Origin of the sequence: Pseudomonas gingeri (assembly GCF_013385635.1) — a bacterium.
Classification (GTDB): domain Bacteria; phylum Pseudomonadota; class Gammaproteobacteria; order Pseudomonadales; family Pseudomonadaceae; genus Aquipseudomonas; species Aquipseudomonas gingeri_A.
On sequence record NZ_JACAPR010000011.1, the window covers coordinates 79,833 to 102,572 of the forward strand.

Consider the following 22,740-nt stretch of genomic DNA (forward strand, 5'->3'; position numbering starts at 1 on the left):
CTTCTACAGGCATCCCCGATGCAACTGGAATGGCTCGAAGACTTTATCGAATTGGCGCGCACGCGCAGCCTGTCGCGGGCGGCGCAAAACCGTTGCGTGACTCACCCGGCATTCGGGCGCCGTATCCGGGCGCTGGAGGACTGGGTGGGTGCACCGCTGATCGAACGCAAGCAGCCTTTGTCATTGACGCCGGCGGGCGTGCTGTTCCTCGACGCCGCCACGCAGTCGATGGCGTTGCTGCTGGCAGCCCGCGCGCAGTTCCAGAACATCGGCATGAACCGCGACGAACCCTTGCGCATCGCCACCGGCCGCACGCTGGCGAGCATGTTCTTCCCCGACTGGTACCAATCGTTGCACGAGCGCTTCGGGGCGTTCCCGATTTCGCTGGTCACCGGTGGCGCGCAGGAGGCCATCATGAAACTGTCGGCGGGCGAGGTGGATCTGCAGTTGATCTTCTCCAGCCCCTTGACGCGGATTCTCATCGACAACGAGCGTTTCGACTCACTGGTGCTGGCCCAGGAGGTGTTGCTGCCGGTCAGTGCACCCGATGCCCAGGGGCGGCCGTTGTTTTCCATCGGTGTCGACAGTGATGCGTCGAGCATTGCGTGGCTGGGTTTTTCGCCGACCTTGTCGTTGCGTGGTGTGCTGGCTCAGCACTTGGCCAAGCTGCCGCACCGCTTGGCGCTGCGCATGATTTATCAGGCCGACTCCTATGAGGCGATCCTGGAAATGGCCAAGCGCGGCAGCGGGTTGGCCTGGTTGCCAAAAATGGTGATCAGGGACGCCCTGGCAGCGGGGCAGTTGGTGATTGCCGGCGGCCCGGACCTGCACATCAATTTTGATATCTCGCTGCATCGCCTGCGCTCCAATCGCAGCGAGCAGGTCATGCGGATCTGGCAGGGGCTGCACCCTTAACGGGCACACCGAAAAAAAACCACACCCTGGAGGTTGTTCAAACCCCCAGGGCAAAGGCCGCGTGCCGAACAGGCTCAAGCTTGTGCCCAAACAGCAATTGCCGGACACGGGTTGCTGATTCAACTTGGCGTCGGGCCGGGCAGTCACGAAGGCACGGAACCTCGATCACTGCCCGGTTGTTTTCACCCATAACAATGACGACCGTCGGGTCCGTCGGGCGGCCAATGCCCACGGGCAGATGGCCAACTGTGAAACAGACCCCGGAAGCCTTCTTCATGACCACCCATTCTTCAACCGTGAGCGCAGTATCGGCCAGCCCCCGGCGGGGACCGTGGCGAGAGATCGTCGCCGCCAGTTTCGGCAACGCGCTGGAGTTCTATGACCTGCTGATCTATGGCTATTTCGCCGTGGTCATCGGCAAGCTGTTTTTCCCTTCGGATAACGAAACCACATCGCTGCTGCTCGCGGTCGGTTCGTTCGGCATCTCGTTCCTGATGCGTCCGCTGGGCGCCATCGTGCTGGGCTCGTATGCCGACCGGGCAGGGCGCAAGGCCTCGCTGACGCTGTCGATCCTGATCATGCTGCTCGGCACCGCCTTGATCACCTTCACGCCGTCGTACCAGCAGATCGGCCTGGCAGCGCCCTTGCTGATCGTCGTCGCCCGCATGCTGCAGGGCTTCTCCACGGGAGGCGAGTTCGGCGCGGCCACGGCCTTCATGGTCGAGCATGCCGATGCCCGTCATCGGGGGTTCTTTGCCAGCTGGCAGTTGTCGACCCAGGGCCTGGCCACGGTACTGGCGGCCGGTGTCAGTGCCTTGCTGAGCTACCTGCTGAGCGACGTGCAACTCAACGACTGGGGCTGGCGCGTGGCGTTCGGCGTCGGCCTGTTGATCGGCCCGGTGGGCTTCTACATTCGCAGCCAGATCGACGAGACGCCGGACTTCCAGAAACTGGCGGCCAGGGTCGAGCAAAATACGCCATTGCGTGACGTACTGATCAAGGGCCATATCAGCCTGTTGCTCGCCATTGGCGTGGTGGCGGGGGCGACGGCGTTCAACTACGTACACAAGTTGTACATGCCGACTTACGCACTGAAACAGTTGCAGATTGCAGCCACGTCTTCATTTCTCGGCGCCCTGGCCACAGGCATCACCCTGACGATCATGGCGCCGGTGTTTGGCAGCCTGTCCGACCATTACGGTCGATTCCGCGTGCTGACCATCGCCTTGCTGGTCACCGGCCTGTCGTCCTACCCGATGTTCGCCTGGCTCAATCATTTCCCCAGCTTCACCACTCTACTGGTGGTCCAGGCGGTGGTGGGCGTTCTGATCGCGGCGTGCCTTGGCCCGATCCCGGCGATGCTGGCCGATATCTTTCCCACGCGTATTCGCGGGACCGGCCTTGCCCTGAGCTACAACTTTTCCGTTACCTTGTTCGGCGGTTTCGCCCCACTGATCGTGACCTGGATGATCGATGCCACCGGTAGCAAGCTGGCACCGAGTTTCTACGTAATGGCGACCTCATTGGTCAGCGTCATCGCCGTGATCATTCTGGGACGGCGCATGCGTCACAGCAAGCCGGCCTGATCCATTCCCGACTTTTCTATCAACTGTCCACGTAGTTTCGCCGCGCCCTGAACGACCGCGGCCAGCGTATGTCATTGTCTGTTGGAGACTGAAATGAAGACCCTTGAACAAGTTCGCGCCGCCCTGAAACCTTACCCGATCGAAGTCGAATTCCCTGATATCCGGTGCTGGAAGGAAGGCACCGACGGTGTGGAGTACGTGCACAGTTTCGACAGCGGCGTGGCTGGCCCGCACGTGATGATCATGGCGTTGACCCACGGCAATGAAGTCAGCGGCGCGATCACGGTGGATGCGTTTCTCAAGCGCGAGCTGCGCCCCCGGCGTGGACGCCTGACCCTGGCGTTCGGCAACGTCGAGGCGTATCGGTGCTTCGACCCACGGGACATCGATGCGACCCGCTATCTGGAAGAAGACATGAACCGGGTCTGGTCGCCAGACAAGCTGGCGGGCGCATCGGACTCCGTCGAGCTACGCCGTGCCCGTCAGTTACAGCCGGTGATCGACACCGTCGATCTGCTCCTGGATATCCATTCGATGCACGAAGAAGCACCACCGGTGATGATGTGCGGCGCCCGGCAAAAAGGCCTGGATTTTGCGGCGACGCTGGGCGTACCGCAGACGGTCGTGGTGGACGCCGGTCATCCCAATGGTCGGCGCCTGCGTGATTACGAAGGTTTCAATGATCCGGCGAGTACAAGAAATGCCTTGCTGATCGAAACCGGCCAGCACTTTTCAGCACGCAGTCGCGCCGTGGCGCTGGATACCGCTGCACGCTTTGTGGTGACGACCGGCACGGTGCTCAAGGAGGACGTCGCCGAGTTCATGCAGCCGGAAAATCCGCTGCCGCAGCGGTTCCTCGAAGTCACCTGCCCTGTGGTTGCCAGCAGTATGGATTTCACCTTTGCCGAGGAGTTCCGTGGGTTGGAGGTGATCGAAAAGGCCGGTACGCCAATTGCCCACGATGGCGACACTCCGATCGTGACGCCGCATGACAACTGCGTGCTGATCCAGCCTTCGTTGCGCCACCTCGGGATCGGGGTGACGGTAGTGCGCCTGGCGAGGATTCTGGATGTCGTGCCTGAGTGTCTCGCGTTCTGACAAGATGCGCGGCATCGGCTGACGGCGCCTATGTGAGTGCCAGACGAATCACAAGCAGGTGACGGTCGACGGGTCTGGTTTCCAGGGCAGGGGCTCTCATTGAGTCCCATTGCCGACAGAGCTGCCCTCAATCATTGTCGCGATGGACTCCCAGCGCAGCGAGCAATTGGCCGAGGTGCTGATTGAACGTCACGGTAGGGTCTTGCTGAAGCAGGGCAAAGGGCATCATGCCTTCGGCGGCACCAAAAATAATCGGTGCGGCAACGGTGCCCGTCAGGACTGAATCAATGCTCCCGTCCTGGCGACCCCGATCCCAGGTGTCGGCGATCCATTGGGTGTTCTGCCGGGCAAATATCCGCACTTGCTCCATGATCTCTGCCGACAGCGCATTGCGTTCCACGGCCAGCATCAAGCCCAGGCACAGGCGACTGTCGTTCTCCAGGGTGTGGATGAACAGCTGCACATAATCCTGAAGGCGGATATTGGCGGTGGCCCGGTGATCGAGCGCGGCCAGATTGTCGCGATTGTGCCGGTTGTAGAGCTGCATCGCTTGCAGGACCAGGGCATTTTTCGATTCGAAGTGGCTGTACAGGCTGGCAGCCTTGATACAGGCGGCTTCGGCCAGGTCGCGCAAGCCCAGGGCGGTAAAGCCGCGATCTTGCAGAAGGTCGACGGCCAGGCTGGTCAAGGCTTCCTTGCGGGAGCCGGGAGCTGGTTCGGGCTTTTTCATTATGGGGGGCTCGCGAGTGGGGCAGGGGGCATGGGTCAAGACTTCAGTTTACAGTTCCTGCGACGTGCGGGCCCACACGTCGCGGGGCACATGACATCACGCGACGATCGTGATGCCGCCGTGATGGGCGACGAAAAACTTCGCGTCACTCAGGGCCAGGGCATCGTGCTGGTCATTGGCGTCCAGCAGCAGGCTGTCGCCAGCGTTGAGCACCACCTCGCCAAAGCGAATCGTGCCTTCGAGCATCAGGATCTGTTCCCAGCCATCGTGCTCATGCAGCGGGAAGCACGTGCCTTTGTCGAATTTCAGGAAAAAGCTGCCGTCGCCGTGCTCACCGCCGATATTCCATACGGTTGAAATCTGCATGCCTTCGTAGCCGGCACTTTCCCATTGACGCGTTTCTTGTCTGTTCAGAATCATGATCTTGCCCTCGAGATTAGTGTTTGTCAGCATATGCTAACGAACGTTAGGTTGCCTTGTCGTGGATGGACCGTCAACAGGCTTCGAGAAATATTTTCAGCGGGCCAGTCCCTTGCTCTACTGGTGGGTTTGCCGTGAAGTGGGGCTCGCCCACGTGTCGCCGGCGCAATGATCAATTCTCGGGCAGGGCCGCAGAAATTGCTGTTTACACCGGCGTGATGACTGATATGTTTCGCGCTCGCCTGATCGCGGCCAAGCAATGTCGGCGCGCCGATTCCAGGTACTGATGACCCGTCCCGTTCAAGGAAGATAAAAACATTGAAAACAGCTCTCGGCGCGCTGCTCCTGATCTGCCTCGCTACTCACGTATTCGCTGACGATCACCCCATCGGTTTCCAGACTTCCACGTTGCCGGACGCACACAATGAGCGCCCGCTGGAGATGGCCGTCTGGTACCCCGGTGCAACCACTGCCACGCCGCAATTGGTCCGTGACGATGCAGTGTTTGTCGGTGCCCTGGCCGTACCCGACGCCCCTCCGGCTGCCGGCGAGCATCCTCTGGTGGTGCTCTCCCATGGTTTTGGGGGTAACTGGGGCAACCAGGTGTGGCTCGCCAGCGCACTGGCTCATCAGGGCTACATCGTGGCGGCGGTCAACCACCCCGGCACCACCAGCAAGGACCGCAGCGCCAAAGCCGCGGCACAGCTATGGCAGCGGCCTGCTGACCTCAGCCGTGCCATCGATGCGGTCCTTGCCAAGCCGGAACAGTTTGGTGTGGTAGCGAAGGGGCGAATTGCCGTGGTGGGGCATTCGCTCGGTGGCTGGACCGCCCTGGAAATTGCCGGTGCTCGTTTCGACCCCGAGCATTTTGCCCAGGACTGCCAGGTTCACTCGCAATTGGGCGGTTGCTCCGCTTACCTGAAGATGAACCCCGCGAGCACTCCGGCATCGAAGGCCCAACTGGCCGCCGATTTGCGCGATAAACGGGTCACCGCGGTTGTATCATTGGACCTGGGCCTGTCACGGGGGATGACCGATGCCAGCCTGGCGGCGCTGCCTGTGCCGGTGTTGGTGATTGCGGGGGGCGTGCCGTCTGAAGATATGTCCCCTCAGTTGGAGTCCGCCGACCTGGTCAAACGCCTGCCCCTGGCGACGACGCGCTACGTCGAGATCAGTGACGCCACTCACTTCAGCTTTATGTCGGTGTGCAAACCTGGCGCGATAGAGTTGATCGAAAAGGCCTCGCCGGGCGATGGCATTATTTGCCGGGATGGTGACGGCGCTCGCCCGCGTGAGGTGATCCAGCAGCAGACGGTGTCGCTGATCACAGGGTTTCTGGAGGGGTGAATTCGTAACTTGAAGAGGGCGATCTTATTGCCTGCTGGTACTTGGGGTCGCCACTGCTCAGGTCTGTTGCGTGCCGATTGAGGCGAACGAAGATAGTGGGCCTGGAGTGAGGCGGATAAGAGCCAGAGACCATAGCCTCAAGACTCCGATTCCTCATCATCCAGCCTTTCATCCAACTGCGTGCTGATCATACGCATTCCCTCCAGAAACTCTTTGCTGAAACCCACGTTGGGCACGAACCTGGGAACGACCACGTCCAGTTCCTTGAACTGGTCGTGCTGTTGGAGCAGGTGCAGGTAATGCCGAAGCCGTTCAGGGGCTGCCGTCGGGCGTGTCAGCTGTTTTTTCAGGCGCTCGGCAAACAGGTCGACGTCCTTTTTCGGCGGGCAATCGTCGTCGTAATCAAGTGCCCAGAGTTCGCCTGCCAGTGTTTTCTGAGACCAGCCCAGGCGTGCGATCAGAGCCTTGATTTCTTCTTGCAGCCGCTGTGTTTCTGTCCCCATTTGTCTCCGGGCTCCTTGCTAATGTTTGAGTCGTCCCACTGAGGACACATCACTTTAAAAGGGAATTCAGCATGACCCAGAAAATGACTCAAACCGACGCTTCGCGTATCGCAGCCGCTACTGCCAAGCAGACAGGAGGGCAGGTCCCCAAGGGCTCTTTTGCCGCCCGGGCGCAAGCGGCAGCCAGTGGTGAAGGTGCCGGTTGGCCGAGTAAAAACAACGACATGCCTTCGGGTGGTGGTCGTCAAAACAATCCGCCGGCGCCACGTCGTTAATACTTATCGCGTGTGAGCCAGCGACAGTCGAGAGTTCTGGCACTGCCTGGCCGCATTTTCGAATGCGGCCAGGTACTTGTTGGTTTCGGCATTGAAGTCCTTGACCTTGTATTTCTTTTGCACCTCCCTGAGCGCGCAGGTGCAATCGTCTTTCTTTCCGGCGTAGGCAGAGGTCGCCAGCGGACGCTGAGAGGTGTTTACGCACATGTCGATGATCGCGTACTCACTCTCGATGGAGTAGCGATCGTTCAGTCCCGCATAACCACCCAGTTTCGCGGTAGCGAAGGCTCCCACGCTCAGAGCGACCACCGCGGTACCCACCGACTTCTTGATTTTGCCGTACGTGAACCCGGAGAGCGTCGCTTTGCAGCTGCCGCAGTTGATGTTGTCCAAATTCAGGTCATTGGTTTTTGAGCAGCCGGGGCACTTGATATACATAGCATTCCTTGCACATTTGAATCCCCGCGCTCGTTTATCGGGAGGCGGGCAGGTAATGCATAGGATACTGGCATTTGGCCTTTGGGCGGTGAAAAGTCCTTCGGCAACAATGACGCGATCGTGATGCGCAATGCCGTGGACAATCTGATGCAAGTGGTGATTCCGGAGGAGGGCATTGGTTGATGGAGCAAGCACCGGCGCAAATCATCAAGGCGGTTCGGGATTTTATTTCGTTGTGAGGGGAGCGCAATTGAAAGCAGCCCCTGGAAGGGCTGCATTTTTTAACCCGCTGATCAGGTGAGAGGTGCCGATAGCGTCGGGTTTGAATTGAGCGGAGGCTGCGGGGCGAGCCCAAGTCAGGAGTCAACCGCGCCTCCTTGAGCGAGAGGCGCGTTGTGCTTTCAGCTCAACGCCTGCCGCTCCGGGTGCTCACATCCACCCATACGGCCAGCACCAGGATGCTGCCTTTGACAATCATCTGCCAGTAGCTGTCGACATCGAGCATGGACATGCCGTTGTCCAGGCTGGTGATGACCAGTGCGCCGAGGAGGGCGCCGTAAACGGTGCCGGAACCACCGCGCATGGAGGTGCCGCCGATGAAGCAGGCGGCGATGGCGTCGAGTTCGCCCATGTTGCCGGCAGAAGGCGAGCCCGCGGCCAGGCGTGCGGTGTTGACCACGCCGGCAAGGGCGCACATGACGCCCATGATGCCGAAGATCCACAGCTTCACCGCCTGCACGTTGATGCCGGACAGGCGTGTGGCTTCCATGTTGCTGCCCACGGAATAGATGCGTCGCCCGAACACGGTCTGGCTGGTCACATAGCTGAACACCCCCAGCAGAATCAGCAGGAGTAGCACCGGCACCGGGATACCGTCGTAGTTGTTCAGGGTCTGGACGAAACCGGCCAGCACCACGCCGATCAGCACCACCCGAGAGATGTCACGGCCCCATGAGTGGGCGGCCAGACCATGGAGGGCACGGTTGCGGCGCTGCCTCCAGGTCAGGAACAGGGTCAGGGCGAACAGCAGCACGCCGAGTCCGGTCCCGACCGCGTGCGACAGATAACCCTGGCCGATGTAGACCAGCGACGGCGAGACCGGGGCAATGGTGGTTCCGCCGGTAATCCCCAGCAGAATGCCACGGAACGCCAGCATACCCCCCAGGCCCACGATGAACGACGGGATGCGCAGGTAGGCGGTCATACAGCCGTTTGCCAGGCCGATCACCCATCCGCACAGGACTACCAGGCCCAGGTTCGCCCAGAGCGGTACGTGGAAGATCACGTCGAGAATCGCTGCCAGGCCTCCGAGCAGGCCCAGCAACGAACCCACCGACAGATCGATCTCGCCACTGATGATCACCAGGACCATGCCGCAGGCGAGAATCCCGGTGATGGACATCTGTCGCAGCAGGTTGGAGAGGTTGCGTGGGGTCAGGAACCCGCCGTCGGTCTGCCAGCTGAAGAATAACCAGATGATCGCCACGGCGATCACCAGCGCGAGCATCTTGTAGCGGGTGAAGAGTTGTTTGAGCTGATTCATCTACGCGGTTTTCCGATCATTATTGTTATGGTCATCGGGATGGCCGAGGGCGGCGGTGAGCACCTGTTCCTGGGTGAGGTCGTGATTGATGAAGTCGCCGCGCAACTGGCCTTCGCCGATCACCAGTACACGGTTGGAAACCCCCAGCACTTCGGCCAGTTCCGAAGAAACCATGATGATCGACACGCCTTCGGCCGCCAGCGCGCCCATCAATTTGTAGATCTCATACTTGGCACCGACATCGACCCCGCGGGTGGGCTCATCGAGAATCAGCACGCGCGGTTGGGTCAGCAGCATCTTCGCCAGCACGGCTTTTTGCTGGTTGCCGCCGGAGAGGCTGGTGATCGGCAGGAATGGACTCGCGGTCTTGAGGTGCATGCGCGAGATTTCCCGGTCGATGCTGCCCAGTTCGGCCTCGGCGTCGATGCGGGTCATCTTCGCGTAGTTGTCCAGGACGGCCAGGGTGATGTTGTGGCCGACACCCAGGTCCGGAATGATGCCCTGGCGCTTGCGGTCTTCAGGGACCATGCACAGGCCGGCGCGGATGGATTTGAGGGGCGTGCGGGTGTCTATCGGTTGGCCGTCCAGCCAGACTTCGCCTTCGTGACGGCCGGGGTAGGCGCCGAACAGTGCCGACACCAGTTCCGTGCGACCGGCGCCGACCAACCCGGCGATGCCGAGGATTTCCCCGCGCCTGAGGACAAACGAGACATCGTCGACGCGCTTGCGCCCGGGATTGTCGACGTCATGGCAGGTGATATGGCGCGCCTCGAAAATCACCTCGCCGATGTCATGGGGGACGGTGGGGTAGAGGGTGTTCATTTCCCGTCCGACCATCTGGGTGATGATCTTCGGGATGTCCATGTCGGCCATGGCGGTGGTGGCGATGTGTTTGCCATCGCGGATCACCGCGATGGTATCGCACACGGCCGCCACCTCATCCAGCTTGTGAGAGATGTAGACGCACGCGACGCCCTTGCGCTTGAGGTCGCGGATGATGTCCAGCAGCACCTCGATTTCCGATCGGGTCAGCGCCGACGAGGGCTCATCGAGGATCAGCAGGCGCGCCTGCTTGTTCAGCGCCTTGGCGATTTCCACCAGTTGCTGGTGACCGCCGCCATATTGCGAAACCGGCAGCGAGACGTTCATGTCAGGCACCTTGAGCTCACGCATCAGCGCTTCGGCACGATGGATCATCGCCGGGTAGTTCATGCGCCCGCCACGCAGCGTCAGCTCGTGCCCCATGAAGATGTTTTCGGCCACCGACAGGTCGGGGACCAGGGTCAGTTCCTGGTGAATGATGACGATCCCGGCGGCTTCGGTCTCGCGGATGGAGTGGGCCTTGAGCGGCTGTCCGTCCCAGAGGATCTCACCCTCCCAGGTATCATGGGGATAGACCGCCGAGAGGACTTTCATCAACGTCGACTTGCCGGCACCGTTCTCGCCGCACAGGCCGACGCATTCCCCCGGCCTGACCTTGAGGTCGATGCCGTTCAGGGCTTTGACACCGCCAAAGGTCTTGACGATGCCATTCATTTGCAGCAGGTAGTCGGACATGGCGCGATACTCACACTGGACAGCTGGATGGGTCACTGTCCGGCAATCTGCGCCTTGGTGTAGAAGCCGTCCTTTTCCAGCAGGTCAATGTTGTCCCTGGTCAACGGGGTCGGGGTGAGCAGGATGGTATCGACCTTCTTGCTGCCGTTGTCGTATTGCGAGCTGTAGGTGGGTTTCTCGTTGCGCGCCAGTTGCACCGAGAGCTTGGCGGCCTCGGAGGCGATCAGCTTCAGCGGCTTGTAGACGGTCATGGTCTGGGTGCCATCGATCACCCGCTTGATCGCTGCCAGGTCGGCGTCCTGGCCGGAGATTGGCACCTTGCCGGCCAGTTTCTGCGCGGCCAGGGCCTGGATCGCGCCGCCGGCGGTGGCATCGTTGGAGGCAACGATGGCATCGATCTTGTTGTCGTTGCGGGTCAGGGCATTCTCGACAATGCTCAGGGCTTCGGTGGGGTTCCATTCCTTGACCCACTGTTGGCCGACAACCTTGATATCACCCTTGTCGATGGCCGGTTGCAGGACTTTCATCTGGCCTTCACGCAGGACCTTGGCGTTGTTGTCCGTGGGGGCGCCACCGAGCAGGAAGTAGTTGCCCTTGGGTGCGGCTTGCAGCACGCCCTTGGCCTGCATCTCGCCGACCTTTTCGTTGTCGAAGGAAATATAGGCGTCGATATCGGCGTTGAGGATCAGCCGGTCATAGGACACCACCTTGATCCCGGCCTTCTTGGCTTCGGCGACGGCGTTGGTCAGCACGGTGGCGTTGAACGGCACGATGACGATCACATCGACGCCACGGGAGATCAGGTTTTCGATCTGTGAAATCTGCTTCTGCTCGTTGGCATCGGCCGACTGCACGAAGACTTTGGCGTCCATTTTCTCCGCCGCCGCGACGAAGTAATCGCGATCTCGCGACCAGCGTTCCAGGCGCAGGTCATCGATGGAGAAACCGATCTTCGGGTGGGCGGCATCGGCCATGACCGGCAGCGAGAGCAGGGCGAGGGCGCTGGCGAGCAGCGTGCGTTTCAGGGTGTTCATGATGGTGCGTCCTTTTATTGTTGTTGGAAAGACACTGCCTGACGATGAATCAATCGCCGGTGGAACTGTAGAGGGTTGCCGGGCGCGGCGGGCATGGATTTGTCGTGAGAATGTCACCGCGACGCCAGGACTGGCCTGCCGTCAGGGGTAGATAAACCGGTTCACCACACCTTCGAGCATTTCCTGCCGGCCGCTGACGGCCTGCGGGTTCAGTTCATGGGCGAAGGCATGTTCGGCCAGCGCTGCGAGGCTGAAGTCACCCGCCAGCACGGCCTGCCCGAACGGCTGTCGCCAGCCGGCGTAGCGTTGTTCCTTGAAGTGCTCGAGCGGATCGTTCTGCAGCATGGCCGCCGCGCGCTCCAGGGACAGGGCGAGCACATCCATGGCGGCGACGTGGCCGTGGAACAGATCGACTTCGTCCAGACTCTGGCGCCGGACCTTGGAGTCGAAGTTGAACCCGCCATGGGTGAAGCCACCGGCCTTGAGAATTTCGTAGGTGGCGAGGGTCATCTCCTCGACGCTGTTGGGGAACTGATCGGTGTCCCAGCCGTTCTGCGGATCGCCGCGGTTGGCGTCGATGCTGCCGAAGATTCCCAGCGACACGGCCGTGGCGATCTCGTGATGGAAGCTGTGCCCGGCCAGGGTCGCGTGGTTGGCCTCGATATTGACCTTGATCTCGTTTTCCAGGCCGAACTGCTGCAGGAAGCCGAACACCGTGGCGCTGTCGTAATCGTATTGGTGCTTGGTCGGCTCCTGCGGCTTGGGTTCGATCAGCAGGTCGCCCTTGAAACCGATCTTGTGCTTGTGCTCGACCACCATGCGCATGAAGCGGCCCAGTTGTTCGCGCTCGCGTTTCAGGTCGGTATTGAGCAGCGTCTCGTAACCCTCGCGACCACCCCACAGGACGTAGTTGGCCCCTTTGAGACGCTGGGTGGCATTCATGGCGCTGAACACCTGGGCGGCGGCACAGGCGAATACTTCCGGGTCCGGGTTGCTGGCGGCGCCCGCGGCAAAGCGCGGGTTGCTGAAGCAGTTGGCGGTGCCCCACAGCAGCTTGATCCCGGTCTGTTCCTGGTGGCGTTCCAGGTGGTCGACCATCTGCGCGAAGTGGTTGCGGTATTCCTTCAGCGAGCCGCTTTCCGGGGCGACATCGGTGTCGTGGAAACTGTAGTAGTCGATACCCAGCTTGGAGAAGAACTCGAAGGCCGCTTGCGCCTTGCCGATGGCCAGTTCCATCGGATCCCCACTGCGCTGCCAGGGGCGCTGGAAGGTGCCGACACCGAACATATCGGCGCCAGGCCAGACGAAGGTGTGCCAGTAGCAGGCCGCCATGCGCAAGTGCTCACGCATGGGTTTGCCGAGGACCAGCCGGTCGGCCTCGTAGTGGCGGAATGCAAGGGGAGAGTCGCTGGCGGGGCCTTCGTAGCGAATCTTGTCGACAGTCGGGAAGTACGGCATTAGCGATTTCCTTGTTGTTCTTGGCGTGTCTCGATACTAGCAACGGCCCTGTGGTCGCTGATTATGAAAATCACCAACACGCGGTGCGATTTTGTATATTGAGATTCGTCGTTCCGGCGCCTAGTCTGTGTCGATCGCTTCTGCGTTTACCGGCTCGATAAAACAATGAAAACCGTCCCGCCCGTTCACCGCATCGCGCTGTTGTTCAACGGCAGCAAGATTTACGATCGCGGCATCATCAGTGGTATCGGCAACTACCTGAGCAGCACCCGCGCGTCCTGGGACCTGTTCCTGGAGGAGGACTTCCTCTGTCGCCTGAAAGGGATCGAACGCTGGCAGGGCGATGGGATCATTGCCGACTTCGACGATCCGCTGATCGGCGAGGCGTTGGCCGGGATCAAGCTGCCGGTCGTGGCGGTGGGCGGGTCCTATCAGGATAAGCGCGCCTATCCCAAGGGCATTCCCTATGTCGCCACAGATAATCATGCCTTGATGAAGCTGGCGTATGAGCACCTGATCGAAGCCGGGTTGACACGCTTTGCCTGCTTCAGCCTGCCGGAAGCACAAGCCAATCGCTGGGCGCAGGAACGGGAAAAAGCCTTCAGCCGGCTGCTGCGGCGCGATGGCTTGCAGGGCGAGGTCTTTCGCGGCATGGGCACCAGCGCGCCGCTCTGGGACAGCGCCGTCGAACAGCAGGTCGCCTGGTTGCAAAGCCTGCCCAAACCCATCGGCATCATCGCCGTCAGTGACGCGCGTGCCCGGCAGTTGCTGCAAGCCTGCCTGACCGCCGGGATCGCCGTGCCCGAGCAGGTGGCCTTGATCGGCATTGACAACGACCCGCTGACCCGCAGCCTGACCCGGGTGCCGTTGAGCTCGGTCATTCAAGGCACCGAAACCATGGGCCGGACCGCCGCGCATCTGTTGCACCAGATGCTGCATGGTGTGCCGTCCACGGGCACGCAGACGCTGATTGCCCCGGAAGCGATCAACGTGCAGGCTTCGAGCCTGCATCAACCGCTGGGCAATCCCTATGTCATGCAGGCACTGCTCTTTATCCGCCAGTACGCCTGCCAGGGCATCAAGACCGCGCAGGTGGCGGGGTATGTCGGGGTGTCGCGCTCATCGTTGGAATCGCACTTTCGCAAGGTGCGGGGCTGCAGCGTGCACGACGAGATACTGCGCTTCAAACTGGCGGCCGCGGCCAACGGACTGGAAAACACCGATTTGGCGATTGCCGACATCGCCCAGAGTTGTGGCTTCAAGTCGGCGCAATACCTGCACACGGTGTTCCGTCGCGAGTTCGGCTGTACACCCCGGCAGTATCAGCAGGGCGCCCAGGCCTCGGTCCATTGAGCGCCGCCCTGCATATTCAATCGACGGAGAACTTCAGCACGGTCTTCTGCGTGTAAGTCTGGCCCGGGTCCAGGCGCGTCGAAGCGAAGCCCGGCTGGTTGGGCGCATCGGGGAAGTGCTGGGTCTCCAGGGTAAACGCACCCCAATGGTGGTAGGTCTTGCCGGCCTTGCCCTTGACCGAGCCATCGAGGAGGTTGCTGGTGTAGAACTGCACACCGGGTTCGGTGGTGTAGAGCTGCAAGCGGCGTCCGGACTGCGGGTCGTGCACGTCGGCGGCCAGCTTGCTGATGTCACCCCGGGTATCCAGGGCCCAGTTGAAGTCAAAGCCACCCTGTTTCGGTTCGGCGAATCTGAGCTGGGCGTGATTATCCTTGATGTGCTCGCCGATGGCCGTGGGTTTCAGGAAATCCATGGGCGTGCCGGCCACGGGGGCCAGTTCGCCGGTGGGAATCAGGGTGCTGTTGACTGGCGTGTAGTGGCTGGCGTGCAAGGTGGCGAGCTGTTTGAGCACATCACCGTTTCCGGCACCGGCAAGGTTGAAGTAACTGTGGTTGGTGAGGTTCAGCACCGTGGGCTTGTCGGTGGTGGCCTTGTAATCGATGTGCAGTTCGTTCTTGTCGTTGAGGCTGTAGGTGACCTCGGTTGTCAGGTTGCCGGGAAAGCCCATTTCACCGTCTTTGGACAGGTAGCTCAGGGTGACACCGACCGAATCCTCGCCCTTGACCGGCCTGGCTTTCCATACGCGGTTGTCGAAGCCCTGGGCACCGCCGTGCAGCGCGTTCGGGTCATCGTTGAGCGGCACCTGGTAACGTTTGCCGTCCAGTTCGAAGGCGCCGCCGGCCAGGCGATTGCCAAAGCGGCCGATGGTGGCACCGAAGAACGCCGTACCGCCCTGATAGCCCTGGATGTCGTCAAAACCCAGTACCACGTCGTCCAGCTTGCCGTGTTTGTCAGGCACTTTCAGCGACTGCAACACCGCTCCGTAGGTGATGACCGTGGCTTGCACGCCATGGCTGTTGCGCAATATGTATTGCTCGACGGCGGTGCCGTCGCTGGTTTTGCCAAAGGGTTTGTGTTCGCTGGATAGGCCGTTCGCCTGGATGCAGGGGCAGGCCATCGCCAATGAGGGACCAACGTCGGAAAGCAGGTGCCGGGATTGCCGCATGACTGAGCTACCTTATTTATTGTTCTGATTAAATGGTTGGACTTTTCTTCATCGTTGATGGGGGCTGGGTCCAGGGAGTGGCCGACGCCTTGATGAAGTCGACGAAGGCTCGGAGCGGCGAGGGCAGGTAGCGGCGGCCGGGATAGTAGAGAAAGGGGCCGGAGAAGTCCTGCCACCAGGGTTCGAGTACCGGCTCCAATGCGCCGCTTTCCAGATGTGGACGCAGCCAGTCTTCAAACAGGTGAATGATTCCCAGGCCATCGATCGCCGCTTGCACCGCCAGGTCGACCGCCCCACCGATACGCACGACCAACGGCCCGGTGGGATCGAGGCTGATGGTTTCGCCGTTGCGTTCATAGTCCCACAAGGGCATCGCGCCGCTGGGGAACTTGCCGCGCAGGCAGGCATGTTGCAGCAGATCCCGCGGGTGTTCCGGGCGACCGCGGGCGTTGAGGTAGGCTGGTGACGCCGCGGTGGCGCAGCGTTGCCAGCGTGGTCCGATGGGGATAGCGATCATGTCCTGTTCCAGGCGCTCGTCGTAGCGAATGCCGGCATCGCAACCGGCCGCCAGCACATCAACGAAGCTTTCTTCGGCGATGACTTCGAGACGGATGTCAGGGTAGGTTTGCAGGAACGGGACGATGATCGATGGCAGCACCAGCCGTGCCGCGCTCAAGGGCACATTGAGTTTCAGCGTGCCGGAGGGGCGGTCCCGGTAATCGTTGACGACATCCAGTGCCGACTCCACTTCGCCCAGTGCCGGGACGATGCGCTCCATCAGCCGCGCGCCGGCCTCGGTGGGTTTTACACTGCGGGTGGTGCGGTTGAGCAGGCGCACCCCCAGCCCGGCCTCCATGCGCCGCACCGCGTCACTGAGGCTGGAGGCGGATTTCCCGCTCAGCCGCGCCCCTTCGCGAAACCCGCCGGCATTGACCACGGCGATAAAGGCCTGCACATCTTGAATGTCGGTTGGCATTGTTCGTATTCCCGTACAGCCCGTGCCGATTGCAACGCATTATCAGCGAAGTGGTCAACCCATATAGTGAATGTCACCCCCACTGTACAAGGTCGATGACATGAGCAACGCCAACCAGGCAGGAACCTTTTCACTCGGTGATCACACCGTCAACCGCATGGGCTATGGCGCCATGCAGCTCGCCGGCCCACAGGTATTCGGCCCACCCAGGGATCGCGCGGCGGCACTCTCGGTATTGCGTGCCGCTCGGGCGGCAGGGGTCAATCATATCGATACCTCGGATTTCTACGGTCCCCATGTCACCAACCAGTTGATACGCGAAGCCCTGTATCCCTATGACGAGGCCATGGTTATCGTCACCAAGGTCGGCGCCTCAAGGGGGGCAGACGCTTCCTGGAACCCGGCGCACAGTCCCGCCGAGCTGACCCGCGCGGTGCATGACAACTTGCGCAACCTGAATGTCGATGTCCTGGACGTAGTCAATTATCGCGCCTGGGGGACGATGCACGCCCCTGACGATGCCTCGATCGAAGAAGGTTTCAGCACGTTGGCCGAGTTGCAACGCCAAGGCCTGATTCGTCATCTCGGCCTGAGCAACGTGTCGGCCGCCCAGGTGAAGCAGGCACAGGACATAGCGCCGGTGGTGTGTGTGCAGAACCACTACAATCTAACCCACCGCGCCGACGAAGCCCTCATCGCCGAGCTGGCACGACAGGGCATCGCCTACGTGCCGTTCTTCCCCCTGGGTGGTTTCAACCCGTTGCAATCGGAGACCCTGTCCGGGGTGGCGCAACGCCTGGATGCCTCGCCTTTGCGTGTGGCACTGGCCTGGCTGCTGCAACGCTCGCCCAATATCCTGCTGATTCCGGGGACCTCGTCGGTGGCGCACCTGCAGGAAAACCTCAGCGCCAGTGAACTGCTGATTACGCCAGAACTGCTGGTGGAGTTGGATAGGCTGGCGTAGCGCTCGAGGAAGCACCGACGCGAACCATCAAGGTGGCTCGGGACTTCATTGGTGGCCGTTGAAGGCGAATCGCCGACAACCATGCTCGAATCACAACTGCTTACATTGATAGATCCAGGCGGAGAGGCCACGCCGCCGCCTGCTGTGAAGCAATGTTATTCGCCGTAACATATCTACTTTTGAAATAACTTTCGAAACGGCCTATTTCATCTCCTGGCACTATTGCCCGCTGCCGAGATAGATACGACGAATGAATGATTTTCCAATCAGAAATAAAACCCCTTGTTTGATATTGGTCGGCGCCTTATATGCCATCAGTGCCATGCCTTCCCTCGCCCATGCGAAAAACCAACCGGCTTATGGCACTGAACTTGAGGGGTTTACCTACACTTATCCGGTAAAGCACTACAGTTTCAGTTCGCAAGGTAAAAGCGTCCGGATGGCTTATGTCGATGTGCCTGCAGCCAAGGGCAGCACAGCAAAAAACCGCACCGTGGTGTTGATGCACGGAAAGTTGTTTTGTGCCGATACCTGGAGCGATACCATCAAGACCCTGAGCCGGGAGGGATTTCGTGTCATCGCCCCCGACCAGATAGGCTTCTGTAAATCAACCAAACCCGAGGGTTATCAATACAGCTTTCAACAATTGGCCAGTAACACCCACGCGTTACTGCAAAGCCTGGGCGTCACCCGCAGCACGGTAATCGGCCACTCCATGGGCGGGATGCTGGCTACTCGCTATGCGCTGATGTACCCCGACGCGACAGAACACCTGGCGCTGGTCAATCCACTGGGCCTTGAAGACTGGAAAGCCCTTGGCGTGCCTTACCTGGGCGTCGATGGTTACTACGCGGAGGAACTCGAAACCTCCGCCCAGGAGCTCAAGGCCTATCAGCAACGGGTACATTACAACGGGGAATGGCGGCCAGAGTTTGATCGGTGGGTCGAGATGCAGGCGGGGATGTTCAGCGGACCAGGTCTGCCTCTGATTGCGCATCACGCGGCGCTGACCTATGACATGATTTTCAATCAGCCAGTATTCTACGAATTCGAGAACTTGAAAGTTCCTGCAACACTGTTTATCGGCCTGACTGACAAGACCGCTATTACCCATGGTGCATCGCCGGTGGCCATTGCTCGATTGGCCAACTATGCCGAACTGGGCAAGTCCGTGGCAAAACGTATTCCCCAGTCGACACTGGTGGAGTTTGATGACCTTGGGCATTCACCGCACTTGCAAGCCCCTCAACGGTTCTACCCGGAATTGCTCAAGGTAATAAACAAGTAAGTCGAAATAATCTTCTTTTTTATCCATGGAGTTCAATATGAAAAAGCCACTGTGGTTGTTGCCTCTTTTCGCCTCGCTGATGGCCTTCGAAGCCGTTGCCCAATCGCAACAAAATGTCGAAATCCTCGATTTTGGCAACAATGGCAGTTACCCCTTCTCGGATGCCTCCCGCGTGGGCAACCTGCTGTTTCTTTCCGGTGCGCTTGGTATCGTTCCCGGCCAGCACGAGCTTGTTCCGGGCGGTATTCGCGCAGAAACCAGGCAGGTCATGGAAAACATCAAGGCAGACACCAAAGCCAGTGGCTACCAGATGAACAACATTATCAAATGCACGGTGTTCCTGGCCGATATGTCCGAGTGGGCAGCGTTCAATGAGGTCTACGCCACTTACTTCAGCAAACCTTACCCTGCCCGTAGTGCCGTAGCGGTGCGTGGGTTGGCCGCTGACGCGCGGGTAGAGGTTGAATGCATTGCCGCAAAATAACTCGTCAGACTGCCTGAGCCGTCAGTGCGCCTGGGGCGCAAACGCACACATCGCCTCTTCGACGAAGCAGCGGATTTTCGCCGTGCGCTGGCGGTCGGCGGAATAGATCAGGCTCATCGGCCTGGACGGTCCTTCATAGTCGGGCAGTACCCGCACCAGGTTGCCCGATTCGAGATCGGCCCGTACCAGGTCCTCGGTCGCGAGGAAAATGCCGAGTCCCTGCACGGCGGCCTTCAACTGTGCGTGGCCGTTGTTGGCCTGGAAGCGCCCATCCACCCTAACGGCAAAGACTTGCTCATCTCGGGTGAAGGTCCATTCGTTGAAGACCTTCTGGTTCCAGAACACAAAGCCGATGCACTGGTGCGTGCCCAGGTCTGTCGGGTGTTGCGGGGTGCCCGCCTGTGCCAGGTAGCCTGGCGAGGCGCAGGCGATCATCCGGTAACGACGCAGGGGCCGGACGATCAGGCTGGTGCTTTCGCCGACATTCGGTTCACCGATGCGAAAGGCCACTTCCACGCCATTATCCAGCAGGTTGACCAACTGGTCGGAAAGACGCAGGTCCATTTCGATCCGTGGATAACGGGCCATGAAACCGGTGGCGAAATCCATGAAGGACTGCGCCCCGAACTGGTTGGGCGCGCTGATCCGCAGTTGCCCATGGGGTTCGCTGGTGGCCTCGAAGGCCAGGGCATCGGCGATGGCGGTTTCTTTCAACACCACCACGCAACGTTCGTAGTATTGCCGGCCGAGTTCGGTGAGGTGCTGCCGGCGCGTGGTACGGTTGATCAGCGTGGCCTGCAGCCGCTGCTCCAGAGCCTGGACGTAACGCGCCACCATCTGCGCGGTCATGCCCAGTTGGGCGGAAGCCGCCGCGAACGAACCGGTGTCGGCGGCTGCCACGAACACTTCCATCGAACGAAAACGATCCAGCATTCGAAACTACCAGTACCTAAAGAAAGCAATAGTAGGTGATTTATCTGAGTCGGTGGTGAAACTAATCTGCGGGCATTCCTTGTTCCGGAGAAAAAAGATGTCAGAAGTCAGCGTTTTCGAGCACGTCGTGCGTACCCGCCGTGTCACCCGTCAGTTCCTGCCCGATCCCGTTGCCCTGGCCGATATCGAGGCGGTCCTGCGTGATGCCCGACAGGCGCCGTCGAACTGCAATACCCAGCCCTGGCTGGTGCATATCGTCAGCGGGCGCAAGCGTGAGGAATTGGCGGCAGCGTTGCTGGCGGCGGAAAGGCAGGAGCAGTTTTCCCCGGATTTCTTCTTCGACATGGCGGCCTTTCCCGGTGTTTATGCCGAACGTGCGCAAGCCAGCGGCAAGGCGCATTACGAGACCCGCCAGGTTGCCTGGGACGACAAGGCCGGTCGACGCGAGGCCTCCAGCAGGAACCTCGATTTTTTCGGCGCGCCCCATGTGGCGTTGCTGTTCATGCCGGTGATCGGCGACAGCGTGCGTACGGCCGGCGACCTCGGCATGTATGGCCAGACGTTCCTGCTGTCCCTGGCGGCTCGCGGATTGGCGGGCGTCCCGCAGACCTACGTGGCGATGTTCGCGCAGACCCTGCGTTCGGTGCTGAGGATTTCCGACGACTTCAAGCTGCTGTTCGGCATTTCCTTTGGGTATGGTGATCCGACTGCCGTGGTCAACGGGCTGGATGTGGGCCGGGCCGATCTGTCACAGAACGTGGTGTTCCATCAGTGAGTTACGCTGGAGATTCGGTAGCCTGTCCGGATGAAGGCCTGAGGTCCTGGCGCCTGTCGACCAAGGCTGGGGTAAGATATCGGCCATTCCAATCACCGCGTCCCCATCAGCAATCGACGGTAACAGCATGATCGAAGTAACCGAGGTTTCCATTGCGCAATTGCGCGCGGCGCTCGAGTCCGGCCAGACAACGGCGGTCGAGCTGGTCCAGGCCTATCTTGCCCGTATCGATGCCTATGACGGCGCCGATACGCCCACCGCCCTCAACGCCGTGGTGGTGCGCAATCCCGCCGCGCTCGAAGAGGCCCGGGCGTCCGATGCCCGTCGGGCCAGAGGCGAGACCCTGGGGCCGCTCGACGGCATTCCCTATACCGCCAAGGACAGTTACCTGGTCAAGGGCCTGACCGCCGCGTCCGGCAGCCCGGCCTTCGCCAATCTGGTCGCCTATCGCGATGCCTTCACCATCGAGCGGTTGCGCGCCGCCGGGGCGATCTGCCTGGGCAAGACCAATATGCCGCCCATGGCCAATGGCGGCATGCAGCGCGGGGTCTATGGCCGGGCGGAAAGCCCGTACAACGCCGACTACCTCACCGCACCCTTTGCCTCCGGTTCGTCGAACGGTGCCGGGACGGCGACCGCCGCCAGCTTCGCCGCCTTTGGCCTGGCCGAAGAAACCTGGTCGAGCGGTCGCGGGCCGGCCTCGAACAATGGACTGTGTGCCTACACCCCATCGCGTGGGGTGATTTCGGTACGCGGCAACTGGCCGCTGACGCCAACCATGGATGTGGTCGTGCCCTATGCCCGGACCATGGCCGACCTGCTCGAAGTTCTCGATGTGGTGGTGGCAGAAGACAGCGACACCCGTGGCGACCTGTGGCGCCTGCAACCCTGGGTGCCGATCCCGAGCGTGGCCTCGGTACGGCCCGAATCCTATGGCTCGCTCGCTGTCGGTGCCGAAGCCCTGGCCGGCAAACGCCTGGGCGTGCCGCGCATGTTTATCAACGCCGACCCCGAGGCGGGCACCAGCGAAGCTCCCGGTATCGGTGGCCCGACCGGGCAGCGGATCAACACCCGTGCCTCGGTGATCGATCTCTGGCAGGCGGCGCGCCAGGCACTCGAAGCGGCTGGTGCCGAAGTGATCGAAGTCGACTTTCCGCTGGTGTCCAATTGCGAGGGTGATCGCCCCGGCGCGCCGACCGTGTTCAACCGCGGCCTGGTGTCCAAGGAGTTCCTGCATCATGAATTGTGGGACCTGACCGCCTGGGCCTTCGACGATTTCCTCCAGGCCAACGGCGACCCCAAGCTGAACCGCCTGGTGGATGTCGACGGTCCGCTGATTTTCCCCCACGACCCTGGCACCCTGCCCAATCGCGAGGGGGACCTGGCCGCCGGCATGGACGAGTATGTACGGATGGCCGAGCGCGGCATCACGCCATGGAACGAGATCAGCACCGTGCCGGACGGCCTGCGCGGTCTGGAAGAGACGCGGCGCATCGACCTGGAAGAGTGGATGGAGCACCTGGGCCTCGATGCGGTGTTGTTCCCGACAGTGGCGGATGTCGGCCCGGCCAATGCCGATGTCGATCCGGTGTCGGCGGACATCGCCTGGAGCAACGGCATCTGGGTCGCCAACGGCAACCTGGCGATTCGGCACCTGGGTGTTCCGACCGTCACCGTGCCGATGGGCGTCATGGCGGATATCGGCATGCCGGTCGGCCTGACCTTCGCCGGCCGTGCCTATGACGATTCGACGCTGCTGCGCCTCGCGTCGGCGTTCGAGTCCACCGGCAACAAGCGCCTGATCCCGCCGCGTACTCCAGCACTGGCAACCGCCCGCTAGTCGCCATGACGGGACTGGAGTCGTTCAGGCTCCGGTCCCTGTGTCATCGCTTGTCCGT

The 22,740-nt window shown here is 61.0% G+C and carries 22 protein-coding genes; 11 read left to right on the forward strand and 11 right to left on the reverse strand.

The window, feature by feature from the left end:
- Nucleotides 1–18 precede the first annotated feature (18 nt).
- From HX851_RS14345 to HX851_RS14355, 3 genes are all read left to right on the forward strand, one after another.
- The gene (locus HX851_RS14345) at nt 19–915 is read left to right on the forward strand and encodes a LysR family transcriptional regulator (RefSeq protein WP_177058012.1); all 897 of its coding nucleotides are present in this window, start codon (nt 19–21) and stop codon (nt 913–915) included.
- Nucleotides 916–1,190: 275 nt separating this feature from the next.
- Nucleotides 1,191–2,501 carry an MFS transporter gene (locus tag HX851_RS14350; RefSeq protein WP_177065842.1) on the forward strand — a complete coding sequence of 437 codons (1,311 nt, stop codon included), beginning with the start codon at nt 1,191–1,193 and terminating at the stop codon, nt 2,499–2,501.
- Between the two features lie 93 nt (nt 2,502–2,594).
- Nucleotides 2,595–3,599 carry a M14 family metallopeptidase gene (locus HX851_RS14355; RefSeq protein ID WP_177058014.1) on the forward strand — a complete coding sequence of 335 codons (1,005 nt, stop codon included), beginning with the start codon at nt 2,595–2,597 and terminating at the stop codon, nt 3,597–3,599.
- Between the two features lie 127 nt (nt 3,600–3,726).
- Here HX851_RS14355 and HX851_RS14360 read toward each other — a convergent pair whose 3' ends face one another.
- Together HX851_RS14360 and HX851_RS14365 are read right to left on the reverse strand one after the other, a co-directional pair.
- Nucleotides 3,727–4,329: a TetR/AcrR family transcriptional regulator gene (locus tag HX851_RS14360; protein ID WP_177058015.1), complete on the reverse strand. Its 603-nt coding sequence runs from the start codon at nt 4,327–4,329 to the stop codon at nt 3,727–3,729.
- A gap of 96 nt (nt 4,330–4,425) precedes the next feature.
- Nucleotides 4,426–4,749 carry a cupin domain-containing protein gene (locus tag HX851_RS14365; RefSeq protein WP_177065844.1) on the reverse strand — a complete coding sequence of 108 codons (324 nt, stop codon included), beginning with the start codon at nt 4,747–4,749 and terminating at the stop codon, nt 4,426–4,428.
- Between the two features lie 318 nt (nt 4,750–5,067).
- Here HX851_RS14365 and HX851_RS14370 point away from each other — a divergent pair, with 318 nt between their 5' ends.
- The gene (locus HX851_RS14370; protein ID WP_177065846.1) at nt 5,068–6,096 is read left to right on the forward strand and encodes an alpha/beta hydrolase family protein; all 1,029 of its coding nucleotides are present in this window, start codon (nt 5,068–5,070) and stop codon (nt 6,094–6,096) included.
- Nucleotides 6,097–6,233: 137 nt separating this feature from the next.
- Here the strand turns inward: HX851_RS14370 and HX851_RS14375 are convergent, their stop codons facing one another.
- On the reverse strand, nt 6,234–6,599 hold the full coding sequence (locus HX851_RS14375) for a hypothetical protein (RefSeq protein ID WP_177065848.1): 366 nt from the start codon (nt 6,597–6,599) through the stop codon (nt 6,234–6,236).
- Nucleotides 6,600–6,670: 71 nt separating this feature from the next.
- Here HX851_RS14375 and HX851_RS14380 point away from each other — a divergent pair, with 71 nt between their 5' ends.
- Entirely contained in the window at nt 6,671–6,874 is a 204-nt protein-coding gene (locus HX851_RS14380; RefSeq protein ID WP_177065849.1) for a hypothetical protein, read from the forward strand.
- 3 nt (nt 6,875–6,877) lie between these two features.
- Here HX851_RS14380 and HX851_RS14385 read toward each other — a convergent pair whose 3' ends face one another.
- The 5 genes from HX851_RS14385 to xylA all read right to left on the reverse strand — a co-directional run bounded on the left by HX851_RS14385 (nt 6,878) and on the right by xylA (nt 12,904).
- Nucleotides 6,878–7,465 carry a hypothetical protein gene (locus tag HX851_RS14385; RefSeq protein ID WP_177065851.1) on the reverse strand — a complete coding sequence of 196 codons (588 nt, stop codon included), beginning with the start codon at nt 7,463–7,465 and terminating at the stop codon, nt 6,878–6,880.
- A gap of 253 nt (nt 7,466–7,718) precedes the next feature.
- A complete protein-coding gene (locus tag HX851_RS14390) occupies nt 7,719–8,855 on the reverse strand; it encodes a sugar ABC transporter permease (protein WP_177065853.1) in 1,137 nt (378 codons plus the stop codon).
- Entirely contained in the window at nt 8,856–10,412 is a 1,557-nt protein-coding gene (gene xylG / locus HX851_RS14395) for a D-xylose ABC transporter ATP-binding protein (protein ID WP_177058022.1), read from the reverse strand. It lies immediately after the preceding gene.
- Nucleotides 10,413–10,444: 32 nt separating this feature from the next.
- Complete coding sequence (gene xylF / locus HX851_RS14400) at nt 10,445–11,446, reverse strand: D-xylose ABC transporter substrate-binding protein (protein ID WP_177058023.1); 1,002 nt, start codon at nt 11,444–11,446, stop codon at nt 10,445–10,447.
- Nucleotides 11,447–11,587: 141 nt separating this feature from the next.
- Entirely contained in the window at nt 11,588–12,904 is a 1,317-nt protein-coding gene (gene xylA / locus HX851_RS14405) for a xylose isomerase (RefSeq protein ID WP_177065855.1), read from the reverse strand.
- A gap of 165 nt (nt 12,905–13,069) precedes the next feature.
- On the opposite strand from xylA, the gene HX851_RS14410 reads away from it, so the two are divergent.
- Nucleotides 13,070–14,257, forward strand: a complete 1,188-nt coding sequence (locus HX851_RS14410) for a XylR family transcriptional regulator (RefSeq protein WP_177065858.1) — start codon at nt 13,070–13,072, stop codon at nt 14,255–14,257.
- Between the two features lie 16 nt (nt 14,258–14,273).
- On the opposite strand, the gene HX851_RS14415 is transcribed toward HX851_RS14410, so the two are convergent.
- Together HX851_RS14415 and HX851_RS14420 are read right to left on the reverse strand one after the other, a co-directional pair.
- The gene (locus HX851_RS14415) at nt 14,274–15,422 is read right to left on the reverse strand and encodes an aldose epimerase family protein (RefSeq protein ID WP_177065860.1); all 1,149 of its coding nucleotides are present in this window, start codon (nt 15,420–15,422) and stop codon (nt 14,274–14,276) included.
- 28 nt (nt 15,423–15,450) lie between these two features.
- The gene (locus tag HX851_RS14420) at nt 15,451–16,398 is read right to left on the reverse strand and encodes a LysR family transcriptional regulator (RefSeq protein ID WP_177058027.1); all 948 of its coding nucleotides are present in this window, start codon (nt 16,396–16,398) and stop codon (nt 15,451–15,453) included.
- Nucleotides 16,399–16,498: 100 nt separating this feature from the next.
- Here HX851_RS14420 and HX851_RS14425 point away from each other — a divergent pair, with 100 nt between their 5' ends.
- From HX851_RS14425 to HX851_RS14435, 3 genes are all read left to right on the forward strand, one after another.
- Complete coding sequence (locus HX851_RS14425) at nt 16,499–17,362, forward strand: aldo/keto reductase family oxidoreductase (RefSeq protein WP_177058028.1); 864 nt, start codon at nt 16,499–16,501, stop codon at nt 17,360–17,362.
- A 250-nt stretch (nt 17,363–17,612) separates the two neighbouring features.
- The gene (locus HX851_RS14430; RefSeq protein ID WP_177065862.1) at nt 17,613–18,650 is read left to right on the forward strand and encodes an alpha/beta fold hydrolase; all 1,038 of its coding nucleotides are present in this window, start codon (nt 17,613–17,615) and stop codon (nt 18,648–18,650) included.
- A gap of 37 nt (nt 18,651–18,687) precedes the next feature.
- Nucleotides 18,688–19,134, forward strand: a complete 447-nt coding sequence (locus HX851_RS14435) for a Rid family detoxifying hydrolase (RefSeq protein WP_177058029.1) — start codon at nt 18,688–18,690, stop codon at nt 19,132–19,134.
- Between the two features lie 21 nt (nt 19,135–19,155).
- On the opposite strand, the gene HX851_RS14440 is transcribed toward HX851_RS14435, so the two are convergent.
- Nucleotides 19,156–20,067, reverse strand: a complete 912-nt coding sequence (locus HX851_RS14440) for a LysR family transcriptional regulator (RefSeq protein WP_177058030.1) — start codon at nt 20,065–20,067, stop codon at nt 19,156–19,158.
- 97 nt (nt 20,068–20,164) lie between these two features.
- Here HX851_RS14440 and HX851_RS14445 point away from each other — a divergent pair, with 97 nt between their 5' ends.
- Complete coding sequence (locus HX851_RS14445) at nt 20,165–20,842, forward strand: nitroreductase (RefSeq protein WP_177065864.1); 678 nt, start codon at nt 20,165–20,167, stop codon at nt 20,840–20,842.
- A 127-nt stretch (nt 20,843–20,969) separates the two neighbouring features.
- Nucleotides 20,970–22,682 carry an amidase gene (locus HX851_RS14450; protein WP_177065866.1) on the forward strand — a complete coding sequence of 571 codons (1,713 nt, stop codon included), beginning with the start codon at nt 20,970–20,972 and terminating at the stop codon, nt 22,680–22,682.
- The last annotated feature ends 58 nt before the right edge of the window (nt 22,683–22,740 follow it).

Bases quoted from the DNA above. Each gene is read 5' to 3' on its own strand.
- HX851_RS14345 (WP_177058012.1), top strand. From the start codon at position 19: ATGCAACTGGAATGGCTCGAAGACTTTATCGAATTGGCGCGCACGCGC.
- HX851_RS14350 (WP_177065842.1), top strand. From the start codon at position 1,191: ATGACCACCCATTCTTCAACCGTGAGCGCAGTATCGGCCAGCCCCCGG.
- HX851_RS14355 (WP_177058014.1), top strand. From the start codon at position 2,595: ATGAAGACCCTTGAACAAGTTCGCGCCGCCCTGAAACCTTACCCGATC.
- HX851_RS14360 (WP_177058015.1), bottom strand. From the start codon at position 4,329: ATGAAAAAGCCCGAACCAGCTCCCGGCTCCCGCAAGGAAGCCTTGACC.
- HX851_RS14365 (WP_177065844.1), bottom strand. From the start codon at position 4,749: ATGATTCTGAACAGACAAGAAACGCGTCAATGGGAAAGTGCCGGCTAC.
- HX851_RS14375 (WP_177065848.1), bottom strand. From the start codon at position 6,599: ATGGGGACAGAAACACAGCGGCTGCAAGAAGAAATCAAGGCTCTGATC.
- HX851_RS14380 (WP_177065849.1), top strand. From the start codon at position 6,671: ATGACCCAGAAAATGACTCAAACCGACGCTTCGCGTATCGCAGCCGCT.
- HX851_RS14390 (WP_177065853.1), bottom strand. From the start codon at position 8,855: ATGAATCAGCTCAAACAACTCTTCACCCGCTACAAGATGCTCGCGCTG.
- xylG (WP_177058022.1), bottom strand. From the start codon at position 10,412: ATGTCCGACTACCTGCTGCAAATGAATGGCATCGTCAAGACCTTTGGC.
- xylF (WP_177058023.1), bottom strand. From the start codon at position 11,446: ATGAACACCCTGAAACGCACGCTGCTCGCCAGCGCCCTCGCCCTGCTC.
- xylA (WP_177065855.1), bottom strand. From the start codon at position 12,904: ATGCCGTACTTCCCGACTGTCGACAAGATTCGCTACGAAGGCCCCGCC.
- HX851_RS14410 (WP_177065858.1), top strand. From the start codon at position 13,070: ATGAAAACCGTCCCGCCCGTTCACCGCATCGCGCTGTTGTTCAACGGC.
- HX851_RS14415 (WP_177065860.1), bottom strand. From the start codon at position 15,422: ATGCGGCAATCCCGGCACCTGCTTTCCGACGTTGGTCCCTCATTGGCG.
- HX851_RS14420 (WP_177058027.1), bottom strand. From the start codon at position 16,398: ATGCCAACCGACATTCAAGATGTGCAGGCCTTTATCGCCGTGGTCAAT.
- HX851_RS14425 (WP_177058028.1), top strand. From the start codon at position 16,499: ATGAGCAACGCCAACCAGGCAGGAACCTTTTCACTCGGTGATCACACC.
- HX851_RS14430 (WP_177065862.1), top strand. From the start codon at position 17,613: ATGAATGATTTTCCAATCAGAAATAAAACCCCTTGTTTGATATTGGTC.
- HX851_RS14435 (WP_177058029.1), top strand. From the start codon at position 18,688: ATGAAAAAGCCACTGTGGTTGTTGCCTCTTTTCGCCTCGCTGATGGCC.
- HX851_RS14440 (WP_177058030.1), bottom strand. From the start codon at position 20,067: ATGCTGGATCGTTTTCGTTCGATGGAAGTGTTCGTGGCAGCCGCCGAC.
- HX851_RS14445 (WP_177065864.1), top strand. From the start codon at position 20,165: ATGTCAGAAGTCAGCGTTTTCGAGCACGTCGTGCGTACCCGCCGTGTC.
- HX851_RS14450 (WP_177065866.1), top strand. From the start codon at position 20,970: ATGATCGAAGTAACCGAGGTTTCCATTGCGCAATTGCGCGCGGCGCTC.